The organism is Halomonas sp. B23F22_20 (assembly GCF_043496985.1).
In the GTDB taxonomy this organism is placed as follows: Bacteria; Pseudomonadota; Gammaproteobacteria; order Pseudomonadales; family Halomonadaceae; genus Halomonas.
Genome location: NZ_JBIEKH010000001.1, coordinates 1 through 20561, shown reverse-complemented (window position 1 = coordinate 20561; position 20561 = coordinate 1). Strand labels below are relative to the sequence as shown.

Genomic DNA, 20561 nt, shown 5'->3' with positions numbered 1-20561 from the left:
CCGCCGGGTGACGGCGGCGTCGACCCCGCGACGGGCGGCCTGCACCACGACGGGGCAAGCGCATTACTGCGGTGCAGCCCGACGCCCCAACGCGCGACGCCCCCGCCGGAGGGCGAGGGCGTCGAGGGAGGTGCTGCCGGAGCGGGCTCAGAAGTGATAGGTGGCGCCCAGGCTGACGGCATTGAAGTCGTAGTTCGATTCGTCGAGATAGCGCATGTAGTCGGCGTCCACCGAGAGGTTCGGCATCAGCGCATAGCTGGCGCCCCCGCCATAGGAGACGTCGCTCTCGGTGTCCTCGCTGTCGAACTCGACCTCGGTCGCCCCGAGCAGGCCGTACAGCGTGAAGTCCGGGGAGATCGGCAGCATGCCCTTGGCGTAGCCGCCGGCCAGGTAGTCCATCTCTACCGGGCCGTCGGAGCCACCGGTTCCCAGGTGCCCTTCCAGGGCCAGGTAGTCGTTGAAGGCCACGCCGGCCCGCAGCCGCAGGCCGGTGCTGTCGAAGTTGCCGCCGCCATCCGGGTCCAGCTCCCAGAACAGCGCATCTCCGCCAAGGTAGAAGCTCTGTTGATAGCGACTCTGGGCCTGGGCGGCGGTGGCCGCGATCAGGCATGACACGGCGACGGGAATCACAAAGGTCTTCATGATGATACTCCTGTTGGGAAACAATGTTTCCCCTGCGCATCGCCTAGTCTGGTACACCCCCCATCCCTTTGCCACGGCCAGCCTCTTGACCGGCGTCATGATATCGCCGACCGCTGCAAGCCAGCGCCACGCCGACGATGCTAGATTCGGCACGAGACATCATGCACACGGCAGGGAACGTCAATCAGATGCTCGATCCGATCCTGGTCATCAACTGCGGCTCCTCATCGCTCAAGTACGCCCTGGTGCCCGCCGAGCCAGATGCCCCGCGCCTGTCGGGGCTCGTCGAACGGCTAGGCGGCGTCGATGCCCGGCTGGTCGGTACCGATACCCGGGGGGAAGCCTTCGCCGAGGCACTGCCTGGCGCCGATCATCGGCAGGCCCTGGCCACCGTGCTGACACGACTCGAGGGGGCTGCGCCGCTCGCGGTAGGGCATCGCGTGGTCCATGGCGGCGAGCGCTTCGTCGCCGCTACCCGGATCGACGATGGCGTGCTCCGCGCCCTGGACGCCCTGCGCGAACTCGCCCCGCTGCATCTGCCCGCCAACCTCGCAGGCATTGCGGCGACCCGCCGCCACTATCCCGACCTGCCCCAGGTCGCGGTCTTCGACACCGCCTTTCACCGCACCCTGCCGCCGCGCGCCTATCGCTACGCCCTCCCCGAGTCGCTCTATCGCCGACACGGCATTCGCCGCTACGGCTTCCATGGCAGCAACCACGCCCATGTCAGCCGGCGCCTGGTGAGGCTCAGCGGCACAGGCGACGGCGGCTGGCTGATCGCCCACCTGGGCAACGGCTGCTCGGCCTGCGCCGTGTGGCAGGGCGAAAGCGTCGATACCAGCATGGGGCTCACGCCCCTGGAGGGCCTGGTGATGGGCACCCGCAGCGGCGACGTCGACCCCGGGCTGCATTCGCATCTGGCCCGCCGCCTGGGCTGGTCATTGGCGCGCATCGACCGCCTGCTCTATCACGAGAGCGGCCTGCTGGGCCTCTCGGGACTGTCCCACGACATGCGACGCCTGGAGCAGGCCGCCGCCGAGCATCACGAGGGCGCCCGCCTGGCCATCGAGGTGTTCTGCTACCGAGTGGCCAAGGCCCTGGCCGCGCTGTCCTGTGCCCTGCCCCGCCTCGACGGCATCGCCTTCACCGGCGGCATCGGCGAGCATGCCGCCGCTGTGCGCGCCGCGGTCATCGCCCAGCTGCCTCATTTCGGCGTGTGCCTGGATGCCGCGGCCAACGCCGGCACCATCAACGGACGCGAGGGCCGCATCGATGCCGGGCGCGGCCCCGAACTGTGGGTGATTCCCGCCGACGAGGAGGCGCAGATCGCCGCCGAGACCCGGCGACTGCTGGAGACCCGTCAACCATGAGCGATATCCGTACCCTCCTGCTGGTGCCCACCGACGCCGGCGTAGGCCTGACCTCCGCCAGCCTGGGGCTCGTCCGGGCACTGGACAGCCTCGGCGTACGCACCGCCTTCCTCAAGCCTTTCCGCCAGGACAGCCCGAGCGACGACGCACTGCCCGGCGACCAAGGGCTGGACCGCTCCTCGGCGCTGCTCGCTACCCTTCAAGGCCTGTCGCCCCCCGAGCCGCTGTCGCGATCGGAGCTCGAGCGCCTGCTGCGAGAGAACCGGCTCGATGATCTGATGGAACAGGCGGTCGCACGCCATGCCGCCCTGGCGTCCCCCGGGGCGGGGGCTGCCCCGGCGCTGATCCTGGTCGAAGGGCTGGCCCCTGGGCCCAAGCTCGGCTACGCACCGCGGCTCAACGCCGAGCTGGCTCGCGCCCTGGACGCCGAGATCCTGCTGGTCGCCGATGGCCAACCGACAGAGGCACAGGCGCTTGCGGAGAGGCTCGACCTGCACGCCCAGGCCATCGAGGATGAAGGAGAGCCCCGCCTGCTGGGCTGTTTGCTGATGCGGCTGCCGGAATCGGCTTTCAGCCCCGGTGAGAAGACGACCATCGAGACGCCTCCCGACGAGGCTCGAGAGCGGCTCGCTGCCTGGCGCCGACGCCTGGCCGACTTCGCCCCCGGGCTGCCGACGCTGGTCGGCGCCGTGCCTTTCCATCCGGCACTCAGTGCCCCACGCACCCTGGATGTCGCACGCGAACTGGGCGCTCGCACCCTACACCTCGGCAAGGCCGCCGAACGACGCGTCCTGGGCAGCTCCCTCTGTGCACGCCGCGCCGCCCATGCACTTACCGCTTTCGGCCCGGGCGAGCTGATCATCGCCCCGGGCGATCGAGACGACATTCTGCTGGCCACGGCGCTGGCGGCCATGAACGGCATCCCGCTGGCGGGACTGCTGCTGACCCACGGCAACGTCCCCGCAGGCCCGATCTTCGACGCCTGCCGACCAGCGCTGGACGGCGGGTTGCCCCTGCTGATAGTGGACGACGACAGCCATGCCGCGGCCTGCCGGCTGGATCGGATGAGCCTCGACATCGCCGTCGACGACACGCCTAGAGCCGAACGCATGGCTCACTTCGTGGCCGCTCACCTGGACCTGGACTGGCTCCGCGATACCCTGAGCCGCGGCGTACCTCGTCACCTCTCGCCGGCGGCCTTCCGCCACCGCTTGATCACCCTTGCCCAGCAGGCACGCTGCCGCATCTTGCTGCCCGAAGGCGACGAGCCTCGCGTGCTGGAAGCAGCCATCCGCTGCCAGCAACGAGGCATCGCCGACTGCATCCTGCTCGGCCGCCGCGAGGCCATCACCGAAGTGGCTCGTCGCCAAGGCCTGACGCTGCCCGACTCACTGAGCATCCTCGATCCCGATAGCGTACGTCTCCGCCTGGTCAAGCCGATGGTGGCACGTCGGCGCGGCCGGCTCGATGCGCCGACTGCCGAAGCTCAGCTTCACGACAACGTGGTGCTGGGAACCATGCTGCTCGCCGAGGGCCGAGTGGACGGCCTTGTGGCAGGGGCCACCCACACCACGGCCAACACCCTGCGCCCCGCTTTCCAGCTGATCGGTACCGCTCCCGGGTATCGACGCGTCTCCTCGGTCTTCTTCATGCTGCTGCCCGAGCAGGTGGTGGTCTACGGCGACTGCGCCGTCAACACCACCCCGGACGCCGCCACGCTGGCCGATATCGCCCTGCAGAGCGCCCGCTCCGCCGCCGCGTTCGGCATCGAGCCACGCGTGGCCATGCTCAGCTACTCCACCGGGGAGTCAGGGCACGGCACCGATGTCGAGCGAGTGCGCGAGGCCACCCGGCTGGCCCGGCAGCGCGATCCACAGCTGATCATCGACGGCCCGCTGCAGTACGACGCCGCGGCCATCGAAAGCGTCGCCCGCCAGAAAGCACCGGGCTCACCGGTGGCCGGCCGTGCCACGGTGTTCGTGTTCCCCGACCTCGACACCGGCAACACCACCTACAAGGCCGTCCAGCGCAGCGCCCACGTGCTCAGCATCGGCCCCATGCTGCAAGGACTCGCCAAGCCTGTGAACGATCTTTCCCGGGGCGCCGAAGTCGACGACATCGTCTACACCATCGCCCTGACCGCCATTCAGGCGGCCCAGGGCACTTGAATCGCGACAGCGGCGTGCGATTGTCAGAGTCAGGGGACTTGAGGCGAGGCGTCTAGACTTCACCCCCGATACGACCGGTCAGGGGAGACGAGGCCTCGGCTCGGCCACGTCGCGGCATACGGCCGGCCAGGTAGGCCCTCCGACCGCCCTCGATGGCCGCCTTCATGGCCCGGGCCATGGCCACCGGGTCACGGGCGTGGGCAATGGCCGAGTTCATCAGCACGGCGTCGCAGCCCAGCTCCATGGCGAAAGCCGCCTCGGAAGCCGTGCCGATCCCGGCATCGATCAGCACCGGCACCGAGGCCCGCTCGATGATCAACCGGATGTTGTGGGGATTCTGGATCCCGCAACCCGAACCGATCAGCGAGCCCAGCGGCATGATGGCGCAGCAACCCAGGGCCTCGAGTTCACGGGCCACGATAGGATCGTCGCTGGTGTAAGCCATGACGTCGAAACCGTCGGCGATCAAAGCCTCAGCGGCCTTGAGCGTCTCGACCACGTTGGGATACAGCGTAGTCTCATCCCCCAGTACCTCGAGCTTGACCAGACGGTGACCATCCAGCAGCTCCCGCGCCAGGCGACAGGTACGTACGGCGGCCCCGGCGTCGTAGCAGCCAGCGGTATTGGGCAACAGGGTATAGCGCGACGGCGGCACCACCTCCAGCAGTGACGGCTCGTCGTTGCCCTGCCCCAGGTCGGTGCGGCGCACCGCGAAAGTCACCACCTGCGTGCCGCTGGCATCGAGTGCCGCCGCCGTCTGTTCGGCATCGCGATACTTGCCGGTGCCGACCAGCAGGCGCGAGGTGAACTCGTGACCTGCGATGCGTAGCGGCTGATCATGCTCGACCATCCGGAATCTCCTCATTGAACATGGGTCAGACGTCTCCGCTTCCTTCCGGGACCAGTCGTGCCGCGCCGTCGAGACGAAGGCCAATCCTCACAGGCTCGCCAGGCCGAAGTGTATAAAGGCCAGCACCAGCAGAAGCAGGAAGGCGGTCTCGGCTACCATCAGGATCACCGGCTTCCAGCCCACCACGGCCAGCTTCTGGAAGGAGGTCTTGATGCCCAGGGCAGCAATCGCCGTGACCAGGCACCAGCGGGACATGGCGGTAAAACCTTCGGTAACCATCGGCGGTATCCAGCCGAGGCTGTTGACGATCACCAGAGCGACGAAGGCGACCAGGAAGCCCGGCAGCAGCGGCACCTTGCCGCCGCCCTCTTCACGGCGATCGCGACGGAACAGGAACATGAAGACCATCACCGCCGGCACCAGCATAGCCACTCGCAGTAGCTTGACGAAGGTCGACACGTCGCCGGTGCCCTCTGAGATCATGTAGCCGGCCCCGACCACCTGTGCCACATCATGAATGGTGCCGCCGAGGAAGATCCCGGCGTCGATGTCGTTCAATCCCAGCACGCCGACGATCAGCGGATAGGTCACCATGGCCATGGTGGACAACGTGGTAACGCCAACCACGGTCATGATGGTATTGCGCTCGTGATTGGCGTGGCGCGGCATCACCGCCGACAGCGCCAGCGCCGCCGAGGCCCCGCAGATCGCCACCGAACCGCCCGTGAGCAGCCCCATGTCCCGATCGAGCCCGAGCAGTCGCGCCAGCAAGGCCCCCATGGCGATGGTCAGCATGACTCCGCAGACCACGGTCAATACCGGCCCGATGCCAAGCTCGGCCACCTGCTCGATGGTAATGCGTACCCCCAGCAGGGCGACCCCTAGTCTCAGTACCCGCTTCGCGGCAAATTCCACTCCGGCCAGACAACGCCCCTCCTCGGAGAGGAAATGCAGGGTCATGCCGAACAACAGTGCATAGAGCAGCGTCGGTCCGCCGTAATGATCGGCGATAAAAGTCGTCGCAAGGGCGATGGTAATGCAGATCATCAAGCCCGGCATGATGCGCTGAAATAGCGCCAGGAGGCCGGGCAATGAGCGCTTATCGTGCTCCGCCGTCGACAGGTCAGTAGTACCGTCAGTATTTCGATGCGTCATCTCGCCACCTTGTAAACCTTGGGACGAACGTCACCTCCTGCGACGCCTCTCGCCCCGGCATTGTTGGAATAGAAATCCCATCAGGGAAACCGGTGACGTCATTCCTGGACGCCAGGGCGAGAAAGCGCCCATTGCCGGTGATACGGATACATGGTGCATAGGCAAGGAACGGGAGGTTAGGACCAGTTAACGCCCCGCCTTGAGGCCAACCGGACCGGATAAGACAGTCCAAACGAAGAGCGTTCCTCGTGTCCGGCGGCCATATTTACCGCCAGGACATGGCGCCGTTGGAGATATCCGAGAAGCGCTTCAGGAGGCGTCGATTCGAGCCGGCACCACCATCACAGGCACCCTCGCCCGCTTGATCACGCCCTTGGTAACCTTGCCCGCGTAGGTGGCGGTAAAAGTGCGCTTGTTGGCGGCAAGCACGATCATGTCGCTGCCCGTGCGCTTGGCGAAGTGCGCGATCACCGACGCCGGATAGCCCTCCAACACGCTGCGCGACAGCTGCCGATCGCCATAGGCATCACGCAGCTCGGGGTGTTGTTGCCAGAAGGTCTCGATGCAGCGATCGAGATCTGCGCTGGCCTGGTCGAGCCGCTGCTGCATCAGCCCGCCCAGCACCTCGCGATCACGGATGTTGACCTTCAGGGTGTTGACCACGTCGTTGGAGAGTGACTTGACCGCATGAAGAACATGCAGCTCGGCACCGGTGGCCAGCGACAGCCCTACGGCCCTGTCGAGGACCGGATCGCAATCGCCACGCAGCCCCAGACAGCAAAGGATTCGGCGGATACCATGCATGATGCCTCCTCGCCGGACGGGGGCACGTCAGCCCCTGCACGGCCTTAATGGATGTTGGCCGGCTAGTAACCCAATACCCGGGGCAGCCAGAGCGAGACTTGCGGAAAGTAGGCGATGATGAACAGCGCCACGATGGAGGCGGCGGCAAAAGGAAGCGCCTTTAGGGAGATCTCCTCGATGGATGAACCGCCGATCCCCGAGGCGACGAACAGATTCTCGCCCAGCGGCGGCGTCTGAAAGCCGATAGCCAGGGCACAGACCACCACGATCCCTACGTGCACCGGATCCATGCCGAGCATGTACATGATCGGCAAGAGTACCGGCGTGAGGATCATGATCGCCGCCAATGTCTCCATGAACATGCCCACGAACAGCAGGAAGAAGATGATCATGGCCCAGATGGCGTAGATGTTGTCGGTGACGCCCAGCATGACCTCGGCGATATAGGCCGGCACCTGCTGTTCCACCAGCAAGCGCCCGAAGACGGTCGCCGTGAACAGGATCAGCAGCACTCGGCCGGTAATCCAGGTGGTCGTCTCGAGCGTTCTCAGCGCCGGTTTCCACTGCAGTTCCCGATGCAGGAAGATACCGACAAGCAGCGTATAGAAGATGGCCACAATGGCCGATTCGGTGGGCGTGAAGAGGCCGCTGTAGATACCGCCCAGGATGATGATAGGTGCCAGCATCGACCAGATACCCCGACGCAGGGTCCGCCGAATCTGGTCGAAGGACCAGTGATCGGTCAATCCACGGTAGCCGCGATGTCGTGAGATCAGGAAGTTGATCAGCAGCAGGCAGCCAGCGATCACCACACCAGGCATGATACCGGCGATGAACAGCTTGGGGATCGACAGCGTCTGGAAGGCACCGTACTCGGCCACCGCCTCTGGGGGCGGCTGCAGGCCCATGCCGGAAATGCCGAAGATCACCATGGGTATCGACGGCGGAATGACCACGCCAAGCCCCCCCGAAGAGGCCGTGATGGCCGAGCCATAGCCCTTGTCGTAACCACGATTGGCCATGGCCGGGATCATCAGCATGCCCACTGCTGCCGTCGTGGCTGGCCCGGATCCCGAGATCGCGCCGAAGAACATGCAAGCGAACACCGTCGCTGCGGCCAAGCCGCCGGTTATGGGGCCAGCAAAGGCTTCGGCGATATCCACCAGGCGCTTGGAGATGCCTGCGGCTTCCATCAGCGCACCGGCCAGGATGAACGCCGGCAAGGCCATCAGCGGGAAAGAGCCCACCGACGTGAAGGCGATCTGCACGAACGCCATAGGATTCTCACCCAGGCTCAGGTAGGTAGCCAGCGCGGCCACACCCAGCGAGACGGTAATGGGTGCCCCGACCACCAGCAGCAGGAAAAAGGAACCAAAAAGCACATAGACAATCGTGGGATCCATGGTCATTGCTCCCGCGGTTGAGGGCCATTGCCCGACGCGTCATTGGCGCTTTTCATTTGCTCGAACTCTTGGGAGTCGGGGTCGACGAGGTCGACCTTCCTGACGAACTTCAGATAGTTGTTCTGGAGGATACGTAGCGTCATGGCGACGAAGGCGATGGGCAAAATTAGATAGAAGTACTTCATCGGAACTCCCAGGGTCTGGGACTTCCAGAAGACATTCATCTTATTGAAGACGAAGTCATAACTCAGGTAGATAAAGACGGCGTTGAAGCCGATCCAGATGATGTCGGTAAGCACGGCACAGAAGTTCTCCACCCAGCGCGGCAGAAACTTGAACTGGAAGGTTACCCGGTTATGCGCCGACATCTTGGTGGCATAGACCGCCCCCAGGTAGGCGAACCACACGAAGGCGTAGGTCGCCAGCTCATCGCCCCAAGGAAGCGAGTAGCTGAACAGGTTCCTGAGCACGATCTGGGCGAACAGCAAAATGACGAAAGACACCAGGAGCAACTGACAAATGATGCTCTCCAGGTTGTCGAGGAACTTGAAGATGGCTCGAAGCATGGGATGATTCCCCCCTGATGATCAGGCTGCCGATGACGGCTCCCCACCCGTCTTCCGGGAAGCAGGGCGGGGAGCACTGCATGCCGTGATGGCGGGGAGGCTACTCGGCAGGCACCGGCTCGCGGCCGAGGGCGGCCAGCACCTCGTCGAGCTTTTCCTTGCCACCGATGCTGTCGTAGAAATCGGGCCAGATGCCGGTGGCCAGATCGATCCACTCTTGCTCGTCATTGGCCGGCTGAACGATCTCCATGCCATGCTCTTCGGTCAGTCGGTGCTTGATGTCGGCCTCGGTCGTGATCAGGTAGTCGTAGCTGTGTTCGGTCGCTTCCTGGCCGGCCTCCAGTACCAGTTCCTGTGTCTCGGGGCTGAGGCTCTGGAACTTGCCTTCGCTGATGATCAGCGGCTCCATGGAGAACACGTAGCAGCTGTCGGTGACGTAGTCCTGCACCTCGTAGAACTTCATGGCATCGATGGTGATGTAGGGGTTGTCCTGGCCATCGACGACGCCCTGCTGCAGGGCAGTGAAAGTCTCTGACCACGCCAGCGGGCTGGGGTTGACGCCCCAGGCCTGGTAGGCAGAGATCATGATCTCGTTCTTGGGCACCCGAATGTTGAGTCCGTCCAGATCAGCGGGCGAGGCCACCGGACGGGCCGAGTTGGTCAGGCGACGACAGCCGGAATAGGCCCACCCCAGGATACGTACCCCGGCATCGCGGATGGTGTTCTGTGTAAGCTCCTTACCGACCTCGCCCTGGGTGAGGGTCCGGGCGTCCTCGGGACTCTGGATGACATAGGGCAGGGTCATCACCCCGACGGTCGGCGAGAAGGGAGTGATGTTATTGATGGCCAGAACCGACAGGTCGAGCAGTCCCATGCTGGCATTGTTGACCGTGTCCTGCTCACTCCCGAGTTGACCATTGGGAAACAGCTTCACGGTCACTTCGCCGTCGGTCTTTTCCTCGATGAGCTCGGCGAAAGTGGTGCCCAGCTCGTACTGGGTGCCGCCGGCGGCATCGCCGAGTGCCATCTTCCACTCGTCGGCCATGGCGTTGCCACTTAGGGCCAGGCCTGCGGCGGATACTGCCATGGGAATGATCAGATTCTGGATACGCATAGTGATCTCCAAGCCTTGTTATTGTCGTGAAGGGACAGGACGGCTGCGTGTCCTGGCGATCGGCAGGGCCCAGCGATGGTTCCACCGACCTGCTGGCACCACCCCACTTCGCCACAGCCTGATTAACACGTTCTACGCACTCGCCCAGCGGGCCACTAGAACCAGAAGGGCCCAATCGATTGGACCAGACATAACGCTCTGGCGACGAAAGGAAAAATGCCTAGGTATCGGTCCAGCTACCGGACTCGTCGCGGCCTGGGACTATGTCATAATCGTTGGCCATCGACAGCTACCCTCTTTCTTCAAGCGGCGAGACAACAACTCCATGAGCCAGCTACTCTTCCATCTCGATCCCGACCTGCCGGAAAGCCTCCAGCGTCAACTGAGAGAGCAGATCGCGCGTGTCATCCTTGATGGCCACCTGCCCCTGGACAAGGCGCTGCCATCGAGCCGCAAGCTAGCCAAGGAACTCAATGTCGCCCGCAACACCGTGATGCTGGCCTACGAGCAGTTGCTCGACGACGGCTACCTGATCGCCAAGAAGCGCAGCGGTTACTTCGTCAACCCCGAGATCCTCGAAGGCCGTGCCGAGAAGCCGGTGCGTCTCAACGACATCGATGCCGAACGCCTGCCCTGGGAAGAGCTGCTGACCATGCATCCCTCTCGACAGACCACCATCAGCAAGCCCAGCGACTGGCATCGCTACGACTATCCCTTCCTTTACGGCCAGATCGATCCCGAACTCTTCCCCACCCAGCACTGGCGAGAATGCAGCCGCGACTCCATGAGCGTCCCGGCGATCCGCAGCTGGGCGGTGGACCACCTCAACGATGACGATCCGCTGCTGATCGAACAGATCCACAAGCGCCTGCTGCCTCGCCGCGGCGTGTGGGCCGATCCTGAAGAGATCCTGGTCACGGTCGGCGCCCAGCAGGCGCTGTGGATCACCTGCATGCTGCTGCTCAAGCAAGGGCGACGCTTCGGCATGGAGAATCCCGGCTATGTCGACATGTACAACATCGCCAGCATCTTCACCGACGACATCCGCCTGCTGCCGGTGGACGACCAGGGCATGCGCCTGGAAGCCGACATCGCCGACTGCAAGTTGGTCTACGCCACCCCGAGCCACCAGGCGCCGACCACGGTCACCATGCCGCTGGAACGACGCCGCCAGCTGCTGGACATGGCCGAGATCGACAACTTCCTGATCGTCGAAGACGACTACGAGAGCGAGACCAACTACCTGGAGAATCCTACCCCGGCGCTGAAGAGTCTGGATCGCCACAACAGGGTGATCTACGTGGGCAGCCTCTCCAAGACCCTGGCACCCGGCCTGCGGCTAGGCTACATGGTCGGGCCGCCGGCGCTGATACGCGAGGCCCGGGCGCTGCGTCGGCTGATGCTGCGCCACCCGCCGACTAACAACCAGCGCGCGGTGGCGCTGTTCCTCGATCGTGGCTACCACGACGCGCTGCTGCGCCAGATCCACCAGACCTTTCACCGCCGCTGGCAGCGCATGGGCGAGGCCCTGGCCCGCCACATGCCGCAGTCCTCGGTGCCCTCCACCTACGGCGGCTCCTGTTACTGGGTTCAGGGCCCCGAAGGGCTCGACTCCCGCGAGCTCCAGCGCCTGGCCGCCGCACAGGGTATCCTCATCGAGAGCGGCGATATCCACTTCTTCGACGCCCCACGGCGCGAGTACTTCCGATTGGGTTTCTCGGCGATACCGGAGTCACGCATCGATGCCGGCATCGAGCAGTTGGCGGCTCTGATTCCCCAAGCCGTGACGCGATGACGGCCCGGCAGTGCATCGCGCAGCGATGCCGCAACGCCGACCTCCAGCCAGCCCTTTACAAGACGGCCGCCATGCCTTCCCCATCCCCCAGGCTTGCCAGGGTCGCCACCAGTTCCTCGAAGCGTGGCCCCGCCCGGCCGATGCATACCAGTTGGCAGCGCCCGTTGCGAGCGGGCGCCGGCCAGTAGCTAAGACGCCGTCCACTGAACTGCAACAACTGGCGCTGCTGGCGACCAAGACAAAAGACAAAGCCCTTGGCGCGCAGCAGCACATCGCCGTAGCCGGTCAGGATATCGCCGAGGCGATCCGGGTCCACGGCATGCGGCATTGCGAGGCTGGCCGATCGCCAGCCTCGCTGCGAAGCGACATCGTGGTACAGATGCCCGGCTGCCGCGACCGGTGATGCGATCAAGCACTCCTTGGTCGGCGGCCCAGCCTGCCCACCTCCCATATCGTGGATGCTCGCCGCCGCGTTCAGCCGCCTGAGCTCGCCCAGACAAGCTTGCGGATCGTGGACTGCGGAGAGCCGATTGACCAAAATCCGCGTCGCGGCCTGGATCTGGGCACGCCACGTGTCACCGATCAGCGGATCGCGGCAGTTCAGATCGATCCGCCCACCATCCACCAGGCACACCACCTCCTCTAGCGTCAGGCGGTGGGAGACCCGAGCGAGGTCGGCGATGCGCGCGGGATCGGCGACGCCGCTGGTTTCGATGAACACGGCCCGAGGCGCTTCCCGGAGGCGCATGGCCTTGGCCAACCGCTCGGCCAGGGTGCCGCCCAGGGTGCAACAGATGCAGCCGTTGGTGAGCTGGATCATCTGCTCGTCTCGATAGTCGATCAGCTCGGCATCGATGTTGATGTCACCGAAGTCGTTGATCACGATCAGGGAGTTCTCGGGAATCCCCCCACGAATCAGCGCGTTGAGATAGGTCGTCTTGCCGGCCCCGAGAAAGCCTCCGATCACCGTCATCGGTGCTCTGTGCATCTCACTCGGCCTCATGCACCCGCCCTCCCAGTACCGTTGCCGTCACTCGGATCTCCTTCAGAGCGTCCGGAACAGAGGCCAAAGGATCGCGATCGAGCGCGACCATGTCGGCAAACTTGCCGATCTCGAGGCTACCCACCAGATGGTCCAGACGCAGCGTGTAGGCCGCGCCAAGGGTAATCATCTCCAGGACCTCGGCCACCGAGAGCCGCTCCTGTTCGCCGAGCGTCTGCCCCGTGGCCGTCTGGCGCATCACCGCGCACCAGGCGGTGAACAACGGCCCCAGCGGCGTAACCGGCGCATCGCTGTGAATGGCGGTAGGGATGCCCAGCCGTCGGGCGCTGGCCAGCGGCTCCAGCCGCTGGCAGCGCTCATGCCCCAGGGTGCGCCGGAGATGGATGTCGCCCCAGTAGTAGAGGTGGTTGGCGAACATGTTGAGGCAAAGCCCCTGCGCCGAGGCCCGGCGCAGCTGAGCGTGGTCGATCACCTGGCAGTGCTGCAGGGTATGGCGATGATCGCACCTGGGCCAGAACGTCAGCGCGCCCTCCAGCGCCTCCAGCATCAGTTCTACGGCCTCGTCGCCGTTGGTATGGATATGCAGCTGGAGGCCCGCCTGATGATAGGCCTCGACCATCTCGCGCAGCGTCTCCGGCGGCGCGTTCCAGATGCCATTGGCGTGGCCGTCATGGTAGTGGGGCCACTTGAGGCGCGCGGTATAGCCCTGGATGGAGCCGTCGGTCATCAGCTTGACGGGACCGAAGTGCAGCTTGTCGTTGCCCTGCTCGAGGCAGCCCTGTAGGCGCTCGATGCCCTCCTCCACCGACCAGGCCAGTGCCGCCATGGCCGGCACCAGGCGAACCGGATAGTCGTCTTCGCGGGTCACGGCCTTGAGGGCCGCGATACCTTCGTCGGTCAATGGATTGTATAGGTCGGTGATGGTGGTCACCCCGGCGTTGCGCGCGACACGCCCATATCGCCACAGCGTCTCCGGTGCCCCGACCGTCTCGAACAGATTCATGCCCAGAGTCTCGAAGACGACATGCATGGCGGCCATCTCCTGGAGTTCGCCGGTCAGGCTTCCATCGTCGCCCACCATGATGCCCTCGACATCGACGTGGCGCTGGAGACCCGCCAGCTCCAGCATCGCTGAATTGACGGTCATGACATGCAGGCTGGCATGCAGGATGACCAGCGGCCGGTCGCTGACCGCCTCGTCCAGCCGAAGGCGATCGAGCCTCGCCCCCTCGAAGTAGACCGGATCGAAGCCCCAAGCGATCAATGGCTGGTGCGGCGGCAGTAGCCCAGCCTGCTCTCGAAGCAGCGCCTGAACCGCCGCGAGGCTCTGAGCGCCCGCCCAACGTCGACCGTCGGGATCGCGACGCGGAAAATAGCCCAGGTAGGGGTACTCCCACATGGAGCCTTCCAGGGCGTGACTGTGCCCCTCTACGAATCCCGGCATTAAGCAACGGTCAGCGAAGCGCTCGTCCCACTGCGTGTCGGAAAACGCCTGCATCGCCGCCAGGTCCCCAACCGCCAGGATACGCCCATCGCGCACGGCAATATGCGTCGCCTCGGGCTGGGAAGGGTTCATGGTCAGGATGCGCCGGGCGGCGAAAACGGTAATGGTCATGGGGCAACCTCCTCGCGAGACTTACCGGCACCCGCCGTTGCCGGACGCCGCCGCAGCATCAGCGGCACCATCGCCAGAAACGCCAGTGCCGTGCCGCCGAACACGCCAAGATAGCCCCAGCCTCCCAGGGAAGGCACCATCGGGGCGAAAACGAACAGGATGTGAAAGTTGGTGACGATGATCGCCAGATTGAAAAAGGCCAGTTCCTTGGGGACCGTGGTGCTGAAATCGGCATCCATCATGCGCAGCAGAAGCAGGCCGGTACCGGTCGAACCGCAGCAGCAGCCGAACGAGGTCAAGGCACGCTCGTGACCCAACTGGCCGCTCAGGCGCCCGAGCCCAAGGCAGCCGATCAAAGTCGCCAGGGTAACGGCCAGGGTGACCAGCAGGATCGGGGTCAACAGCGCATACAAGACGGCGAACTGAATGCTCATCAGCGTGCCTACTACCATGAAATCCACCGACGAGCCGGTGATCCGCTTGAGGCTTTCATCGTCGACGTAGGACGATAGTCCCGCCTTGTCGATGACCAGCCGCATCAATACGCAGACCCCGAGACCGTGCAGGAAGAACAGGTTGTGGCTGAACAGCACGCCCAGATTGATGCCCCAAGGCTGAGCATCGGCGATCAATCCCTGCATGAACAGCAACCAGCAGTGGGTGACGACATAGGCCACCGCCAGCAGGCCCAGATGATAGGCCAGCGAGTCGAGGCTCGCCGGGTGCGACACCATCCTGCCCATCTCAGGACGCTCGCGTTCAGCGAAGAAGCCGGCCCGGAAGTTGTCATCGAGCTTGGAGGCCTGATTGGCATTGAACCCCCTAGCGATGAAGCGCCGTGCCAGCGGCACCCCGACGGCGAAGGCGACCAAGAATCCCAGCGAGGCGAAGATCAGCCCCACCTGGGCGGCATGCTCGATGCCGTAGCTGTCTTCCCAAAGCCCGCCGTAGGTCAGCGCCTGCCCGGGCCCCTGGGTAAAGCCATGGGTTACCAGAGCCCCCAGCCAGGCGCTGACACCGGCACCGGTCAAAGCATCGTAGCCGCGAATCACTAGATAGCCGATCACCCCTTGGAGGCCAAGGCTTATCGTCCAGATCAGGGTCAACCAGATGCCGCCGCGCACGATGCTGCCACTCCCGAGCGCGGGCTGCCTGCCACGTCCGGTCAGGCACAGCGACATGAAGCTCAGAGTAAAGAAATGGAAGGTCAAGGCCGTGAAGTCGGCGGGGGTGTAGCCCGGGATCCAGCCTAATGACAACAAGGTAAAGCCCAGCAGGCCACCGATGATGCTCGACGGCACCAGCATGTTGCGAAACAGCGGCACGCGATTGCGCAGCACACCGCCGAGCACCAGCATGCCGGCCAGCAGCGCGAATGCGATCACGCCATGGAAGGTATCTTGCATATCGCCCCTCTCCTTATGCTTGTTATGTGACGCGAGGCCGGGTAGCAGGAAACAGCGCGCTCCGCCCTCGACATGCTCAAGCTAGGCAAGCCAATGTGGCTTGTATAATATCAATTATCGAACAATTGATACTTCCAGGGCATCGTTATGCGGATCGACATGCGTCACCTTCACGCCTACCTGGCCGTCGCCGAGATGCTGCATTTTCGCCAGGCCGCCGAACGCCTCAACCTGGCGCAACCGGCACTGAGTCGCACGATCCGGCAGCTGGAAGACGCCATTGGCGAGCAGCTTCTGGAACGCGACAATCGCAACGTCACACTCACCGAACCGGGGCGGGTGTTTCTGGAGGAGTGCCGGCTCCTCATCGGCCAGCTGGATACCGCGGTACTCAAGACACAGCGGGCGGGACTCGGCGAGGTGGGCCGTCTGCGCATCGGCTACACGGATTTCGCCATCACCGGGCATCTGCCCGAACTCCTCGAGGAGTTCAAGGCACGTCAGCCCGACATCCGCTTCGACCTCTCCTTCGGTTCTACCCAGGAGCAGCTCGAACAGCTACATGACGAGCGCATCGATTTCGCCTTCGTCACAGGGCCCAATGTGGCGGCTGACCTCGCCACCACGACCATCCAGCGCGATGGCTTCATCGCCCTGGTCAGCGATGAGCATCGGCTGGCGGCCAGGACGGCCATCGACCTGCAGGAGCTGGCCGACGAGCCTTTCATCGTCGGCTCGATCGAGCGCTGGAAGCATTTTCGGCGACACCTGGATGCGCTGTGCATGTCAGCCGGCTTCCTGCCACGGGTGGCGCAGGAAACCTTCAACAGCGAAGGCATCTTCGGCTTCGTCGCCGCCAACTTCGGGGTCACCATTCATCTGGAATGCGCCAGGAATTACATCCGCAAGGGCGTGACCCCGCTGGCAATCCGCAACGCCCCCCAGTACCTGGAAACGCAAGCCGCCTGGTGTATCTCACCCATGACGCCCGTGAAAAGACGTTTCGCCGAATTCATCGCCGCAAACGCTGTCTAGCGAGGCTCGATGCCCTGCCCTTGGCCGACGCTCAGGCGGCCAAGGGCAGGATCACAGCACCTCGTCCTTGAGGTAATACCAGCGATACAGGAAACGCTGGCCGACGCGACGAAAGGGGGCGAAGGCAGGCGACTCAATCGTTTCGCGCACGCTGGGGAACGGCAGTCGGGAGGTGAAGATCGGTAGCTCCAGCGACCTACCGTGGCCGGCGATCCACTGCGCCAGGCGTCGGCCGGCCTGGGCGGAGTACATCACGCCGTTGCCGCCGTAACCCAGGGCGTAGTAGACCGACTCCCCGCGATCGGGCTGGTGGATGCGCGGCATCATGTCGTGGCTGACATCGACCCATCCCCACCAGGAGTAGTCGACCTGAATGCCCTCCAGCGCCGGGAACTTGCGATGCATATCGCCAATCAGCAACGCCTCGTACTTCTTCTGCGGCGCGTCACGGCCGGTGATCGCGCTGCGGCTGCCGATCTGCAAGCGGTTGTCCGGCAGCAGGCGATAGTAGTGGCGCAGAATCCGTGTATCGGTGATCACCTGGCGCGTGCGCAGGCTGCAGGCCTCGAGCTCCTCGCCGGTCAGCGGACGGGTGACGATCGAGTTCGACAGGATCGGAAGCAGGCGATTCTTGAGCTCTCGATGCAGGCTCTGGGAGGTATAGCCACCGGTGGCAATCCCTACTGCCCGGGCCTTGACCGTGCCTCCCGGGGTGGTCAGGTAATGCACGCCGCCACGGCTCTCGAAGCGCTGCACCGGGCTTGCCGGATGCACCTTGACGCCCAACGCGCGAGCCTTCTTCAGGTAGCCGAATGCCAGCTTACCGGCGTGAATGCCGATGCCCTCGGGCTCGTGCATTGCCCCAGCCGCCTCCTGATCGCCGATCCATTCGCGCTTGACGGTGTCAGCGTCGAGGATTCGAGCATCATAGTCGAAGGTTTCCCTCAGCAGCCTGGCTTCCTTCTCCAGGCCCGGCATCACCTTGTCGCGGTGCGCCACATAGAGGTGTCCTCCGGGCTGTGGGTCGCAATCAATGTCCTCGATCAGTCCCTTGAAAGTGTCCATGGCATCCAGGCACTCGCGATGCAGCTTGAGCGCCGTGTCGAGGCCATAGCGCTGGATCCACTGGGAGCGCTTGAGGCGCCCCGAGGCACACTGGGCCTGCCCGCCGTTGCGGGTCGAGCAGCCCCAGCTGCTGCGGTTGGCCTCCAGCACCGTGGCCTTGATGCCGTATTCCTGGGCCAGGAAGATGGCGGCGGTCAGGCCGGTGAAGCCGGAACCGATGATGACGACATCGGCATCCGTATCCTGCGTGATCGGGCCGTCGTCCGCCGGGGGCTCACCGGCCGTGCCGATCCAATAGGTAGGCGCATAGTCGCGTCCCGCCCCCGGCGTGGCACTCTTGAGCGGATCATAGGCCGGATCGTACGGCTGGGCAGGCGGGGTCGCCTGTCCCATCGCCTTGCCGGCGTTGGGCATTATCGTCTCCATGATCGGACTCCTCGCAGTCGGATGCCGTGGTTCGGTCCTCGCCAGATCAGGCGTTGACGGGCGGACGGTTCTTACGGAAGGCGTTCTTCACCGCGATCTTGCCGTCGCGGAAGGTGAACGCGTCGATCATGCGGGCCTCGCTGCGCACGCCATCGGTGGTGGTGCCCTTGTAGGTGGACTCGGTGAAGCCCTTGTCGCCGATCACGTGATGCTCGGCGTCGACCCAGCAGGCATCAGGCGCGGTCTTCCAGGCGTTCTGCAGCCCCTCGCGCACTTCCGCCTGGCCCACGAAGCTCTTGCCCTGCAGGTCCGGACCGGCGATGGCATGGAAGACGCAGTCCTCGGTCATCATGGCCATGACGGCATCAATGTCATGGCGGTTCAGGGCGTCGCTGAAGGCCTGGAGGAAGGCAGTATCGGGTTGGCTCATCTCGGTCTCCTGAGCGTTGTCGTTGTGAAGTGAAGAGAGACAGTGGACGGGGCCAGTGGCTCTCGGCCCCATCGCTAACGAGCCTACTGATCCCTCTGGCGCGGCATTAGCGCCAGTTGCCGGCGGGATATTGGGCCAGCCTCGCGGCCCGGCTCAGCCACTCGCGGCCAGCACCTCCGCAGCGGCGAGGCGCGCAGCCGGCTGAAACGGCGTCGGGTCGAGGATCGGCGCGCGCCCCAGCAGCTGGTCGACCAGCAGCCGCGTCGCGGCCGGGGCCAACACCAGGCCATTGCGATAGTGGCCGGCGTTGACGAACAGGCCCGCCACGCCGGGGACCTGGCCGATGAAGGGCAGGCCATCGGGCGCTCCCGGTCGCAGCCCCGACCAGTGACGCTCGACCTCACACTCGGCCAGCGCCGGCAGCATGGACACTGCAGTGGCCTGCAACGACTCGCGGGCCTCGGGGGTGGGCGTCTTGTCGAAGCCGGCCTCTTCCAGGGTCGAACCCACCAGCACGCGCCCATCAACGCGGGGGATCAGATAGCGCCCGCCACTCAGCACCACCCGCTCCAGCCACTGCCGGCTACCGGTTAAGGTCGGTGTCTTGAAGACCATCATCTGCCCCTTGACCGGCCTGACCGCCAAGGCGATGCCCAGAGGTGCCAGGAGCTGGGCCGTCCAGGCCCCGCCGCACAGAATCACCCGGCCGGCCGTGAAGCGTCCGGCGGCAGTATCGGCGCCCTGGATGCGACCGCGCTCCGCCACCAGCCGCTCGACCGGGCAGTGCTCGTGCAGGGCGATGCCCGGAAGAGCCTGCAGCATGGCGCGCAGCGCCTGGCCCAGCCGAGGGTTGCGTAGGCTGCCCAGGGTCGGCATCCACAATCCCCCCTCAAGACCTTCGGCCAACCGTGGTTCCCGGGCATAGACGGCATAGGCATCAATTCGGCTCAGGGGCTTGTCGACGCGTCCTGCCCAGGCCATGGCCTGGGGCGCGTCCTCCAGGTCGAGGTAGAGCAGCCCCTGGCGGTGAAATTCCGGGTCGATGCCGGTCGCCTCGGCCAGGAACCCCGCCAGGTGGGGATAGCGGCCCTCCGACCAGCTCGCCAGCTGCGAGATGGGGGCCGAATGCCGCCAGGGATAGAGCGGCGAGACGATGCCGCCCCCGGCCCAGGAGGCCTCGCCGCCGCAGGTCCCACGTTCCACGAGGGTCACCTCATGACCGGCCTCGGCCAGTTGCCAGGCGGTCATCATGCCGATGACGCCGCCACCGATGATCAGAAAGTCCTTCATGGTCGTCTCCTCGACACCGTCGTTGTAGAAATCCATGTCGCAGGCATGAAAAAGCCCCGGCCGGGGCGTGTCGTCGCCGGTGAGGCCGGGGCTTGAGTGGGCGTCAGCTCAGCGAGGGAGCGGCGCCGACCGAGTTACACGTAGTCCTGGTACTTCTCCAGCAGCCGCACCGGCTTCTTCAGGGCATCGCGGCGGAACGGATCGCCCAGCTCGCGGGTGCACATGATCTCAAGGATGCAGGTCTTGCCTTCGTTCATCTGCAGGTCCACCGCCTTCTTCAGCGCCGGCCCCACGTCCTCGAGGCGATCCACGGTGATGCCCTCGGCCCCCATCGCCCGACCGATCTCGGCAAAGCTCTGGTTGTCCAGCTCGCCGGCCACGAAGCGGCGGTTGTAGAACTCCACCTGGTTCTTCTTCTCCGCGC

18 protein-coding genes are annotated in these 20561 nt (G+C 64.9%); 4 read left to right on the top strand and 14 right to left on the bottom strand.

Annotation, left to right across the window (positions count from 1 at the left end):
* Window positions 1–147: 147 nt before the first annotated feature.
* Complete coding sequence (locus ACGTN6_RS00090) at window positions 148–642, bottom strand: porin family protein (RefSeq protein ID WP_394589188.1); 495 nt, start codon at window positions 640–642, stop codon at window positions 148–150.
* A 161-nt stretch (window positions 643–803) separates the two neighbouring features.
* Between ACGTN6_RS00090 and ACGTN6_RS00085 the strand changes: the two genes are divergently transcribed.
* Together ACGTN6_RS00085 and pta are read left to right on the top strand one after the other, a co-directional pair.
* Window positions 804–2012, top strand: a complete 1209-nt coding sequence (locus tag ACGTN6_RS00085; protein ID WP_394589187.1) for an acetate/propionate family kinase — start codon at window positions 804–806, stop codon at window positions 2010–2012.
* Window positions 2009–4180 carry a phosphate acetyltransferase gene (pta, locus tag ACGTN6_RS00080; protein ID WP_394589185.1) on the top strand — a complete coding sequence of 724 codons (2172 nt, stop codon included), beginning with the start codon at window positions 2009–2011 and terminating at the stop codon, window positions 4178–4180. The genes ACGTN6_RS00085 and pta overlap by 4 nt, the downstream gene beginning before the upstream one ends.
* Window positions 4181–4232: 52 nt before the next feature.
* Here the strand turns inward: pta and ACGTN6_RS00075 are convergent, their stop codons facing one another.
* The 6 genes from ACGTN6_RS00075 to ACGTN6_RS00050 form a co-directional block, all read right to left on the bottom strand.
* Entirely contained in the window at window positions 4233–5030 is a 798-nt protein-coding gene (locus ACGTN6_RS00075) for a thiazole synthase (protein ID WP_394589183.1), read from the bottom strand.
* 87 nt (window positions 5031–5117) lie between these two features.
* Window positions 5118–6122, bottom strand: a complete 1005-nt coding sequence (locus ACGTN6_RS00070; protein ID WP_394589182.1) for a YeiH family protein — start codon at window positions 6120–6122, stop codon at window positions 5118–5120.
* 372 nt (window positions 6123–6494) lie between these two features.
* Complete coding sequence (locus ACGTN6_RS00065; RefSeq protein ID WP_394589181.1) at window positions 6495–6989, bottom strand: universal stress protein; 495 nt, start codon at window positions 6987–6989, stop codon at window positions 6495–6497.
* Between the two features lie 62 nt (window positions 6990–7051).
* Window positions 7052–8392 (bottom strand): TRAP transporter large permease, encoded by a 1341-nt coding sequence (locus tag ACGTN6_RS00060; RefSeq protein ID WP_394589180.1) that lies wholly within the window; start codon window positions 8390–8392, stop codon window positions 7052–7054.
* A 2-nt stretch (window positions 8393–8394) separates the two neighbouring features.
* Window positions 8395–8958 (bottom strand): TRAP transporter small permease, encoded by a 564-nt coding sequence (locus ACGTN6_RS00055; RefSeq protein ID WP_394589178.1) that lies wholly within the window; start codon window positions 8956–8958, stop codon window positions 8395–8397.
* Window positions 8959–9058: 100 nt separating this feature from the next.
* Entirely contained in the window at window positions 9059–10072 is a 1014-nt protein-coding gene (locus ACGTN6_RS00050; protein ID WP_394589177.1) for a TRAP transporter substrate-binding protein, read from the bottom strand.
* 325 nt (window positions 10073–10397) lie between these two features.
* Between ACGTN6_RS00050 and pdxR the strand changes: the two genes are divergently transcribed.
* Complete coding sequence (pdxR, locus tag ACGTN6_RS00045; RefSeq protein ID WP_394589175.1) at window positions 10398–11867, top strand: MocR-like pyridoxine biosynthesis transcription factor PdxR; 1470 nt, start codon at window positions 10398–10400, stop codon at window positions 11865–11867.
* Between the two features lie 55 nt (window positions 11868–11922).
* On the opposite strand, the gene ACGTN6_RS00040 is transcribed toward pdxR, so the two are convergent.
* Genes ACGTN6_RS00040 through ACGTN6_RS00030 form a run of 3 tightly spaced genes read right to left on the bottom strand, consistent with a single transcriptional unit; the run spans window position 11923 to window position 15891 of the window.
* On the bottom strand, window positions 11923–12840 hold the full coding sequence (locus tag ACGTN6_RS00040; protein WP_394589174.1) for a CobW family GTP-binding protein: 918 nt from the start codon (window positions 12838–12840) through the stop codon (window positions 11923–11925).
* 16 nt (window positions 12841–12856) lie between these two features.
* The gene (locus tag ACGTN6_RS00035) at window positions 12857–14485 is read right to left on the bottom strand and encodes an amidohydrolase (protein WP_394589173.1); all 1629 of its coding nucleotides are present in this window, start codon (window positions 14483–14485) and stop codon (window positions 12857–12859) included.
* Complete coding sequence (locus ACGTN6_RS00030) at window positions 14482–15891, bottom strand: sodium/glutamate symporter (RefSeq protein ID WP_394589172.1); 1410 nt, start codon at window positions 15889–15891, stop codon at window positions 14482–14484. Before ACGTN6_RS00030 ends, ACGTN6_RS00035 begins: the two co-directional genes overlap by 4 nt.
* A gap of 159 nt (window positions 15892–16050) precedes the next feature.
* Between ACGTN6_RS00030 and ACGTN6_RS00025 the strand changes: the two genes are divergently transcribed.
* Window positions 16051–16926 carry a LysR family transcriptional regulator gene (locus tag ACGTN6_RS00025; RefSeq protein WP_394589170.1) on the top strand — a complete coding sequence of 292 codons (876 nt, stop codon included), beginning with the start codon at window positions 16051–16053 and terminating at the stop codon, window positions 16924–16926.
* 51 nt (window positions 16927–16977) lie between these two features.
* Here ACGTN6_RS00025 and ACGTN6_RS00020 read toward each other — a convergent pair whose 3' ends face one another.
* The 4 genes from ACGTN6_RS00020 to ACGTN6_RS00005 form a co-directional block, all read right to left on the bottom strand.
* Entirely contained in the window at window positions 16978–18417 is a 1440-nt protein-coding gene (locus tag ACGTN6_RS00020) for an NAD(P)/FAD-dependent oxidoreductase (protein ID WP_394589168.1), read from the bottom strand.
* Between the two features lie 46 nt (window positions 18418–18463).
* Complete coding sequence (locus ACGTN6_RS00015) at window positions 18464–18847, bottom strand: nuclear transport factor 2 family protein (protein ID WP_394589167.1); 384 nt, start codon at window positions 18845–18847, stop codon at window positions 18464–18466.
* A 153-nt stretch (window positions 18848–19000) separates the two neighbouring features.
* The gene (thiO, locus tag ACGTN6_RS00010) at window positions 19001–20137 is read right to left on the bottom strand and encodes a glycine oxidase ThiO (protein ID WP_394589165.1); all 1137 of its coding nucleotides are present in this window, start codon (window positions 20135–20137) and stop codon (window positions 19001–19003) included.
* Window positions 20138–20271: 134 nt separating this feature from the next.
* On the bottom strand, window positions 20272–20561 hold a 290-nt coding region (locus ACGTN6_RS00005; RefSeq protein ID WP_394589162.1), incomplete at its 5' end, for a thiamine pyrophosphate-dependent enzyme.

Bases quoted from the DNA above. Each gene is read 5' to 3' on its own strand.
- ACGTN6_RS00090 (WP_394589188.1), bottom strand. From the start codon at position 642: ATGAAGACCTTTGTGATTCCCGTCGCCGTGTCATGCCTGATCGCGGCC.
- ACGTN6_RS00085 (WP_394589187.1), top strand. From the start codon at position 804: ATGCACACGGCAGGGAACGTCAATCAGATGCTCGATCCGATCCTGGTC.
- pta (WP_394589185.1), top strand. From the start codon at position 2,009: ATGAGCGATATCCGTACCCTCCTGCTGGTGCCCACCGACGCCGGCGTA.
- ACGTN6_RS00075 (WP_394589183.1), bottom strand. From the start codon at position 5,030: ATGGTCGAGCATGATCAGCCGCTACGCATCGCAGGTCACGAGTTCACC.
- ACGTN6_RS00065 (WP_394589181.1), bottom strand. From the start codon at position 6,989: ATGCATGGTATCCGCCGAATCCTTTGCTGTCTGGGGCTGCGTGGCGAT.
- ACGTN6_RS00060 (WP_394589180.1), bottom strand. From the start codon at position 8,392: ATGGATCCCACGATTGTCTATGTGCTTTTTGGTTCCTTTTTCCTGCTG.
- ACGTN6_RS00055 (WP_394589178.1), bottom strand. From the start codon at position 8,958: ATGCTTCGAGCCATCTTCAAGTTCCTCGACAACCTGGAGAGCATCATT.
- ACGTN6_RS00050 (WP_394589177.1), bottom strand. From the start codon at position 10,072: ATGCGTATCCAGAATCTGATCATTCCCATGGCAGTATCCGCCGCAGGC.
- pdxR (WP_394589175.1), top strand. From the start codon at position 10,398: ATGAGCCAGCTACTCTTCCATCTCGATCCCGACCTGCCGGAAAGCCTC.
- ACGTN6_RS00040 (WP_394589174.1), bottom strand. From the start codon at position 12,840: ATGACGGTGATCGGAGGCTTTCTCGGGGCCGGCAAGACGACCTATCTC.
- ACGTN6_RS00035 (WP_394589173.1), bottom strand. From the start codon at position 14,485: ATGACCATTACCGTTTTCGCCGCCCGGCGCATCCTGACCATGAACCCT.
- ACGTN6_RS00030 (WP_394589172.1), bottom strand. From the start codon at position 15,891: ATGCAAGATACCTTCCATGGCGTGATCGCATTCGCGCTGCTGGCCGGC.
- ACGTN6_RS00025 (WP_394589170.1), top strand. From the start codon at position 16,051: ATGCGTCACCTTCACGCCTACCTGGCCGTCGCCGAGATGCTGCATTTT.
- ACGTN6_RS00020 (WP_394589168.1), bottom strand. From the start codon at position 18,417: ATGGAGACGATAATGCCCAACGCCGGCAAGGCGATGGGACAGGCGACC.
- ACGTN6_RS00015 (WP_394589167.1), bottom strand. From the start codon at position 18,847: ATGAGCCAACCCGATACTGCCTTCCTCCAGGCCTTCAGCGACGCCCTG.
- thiO (WP_394589165.1), bottom strand. From the start codon at position 20,137: ATGAAGGACTTTCTGATCATCGGTGGCGGCGTCATCGGCATGATGACC.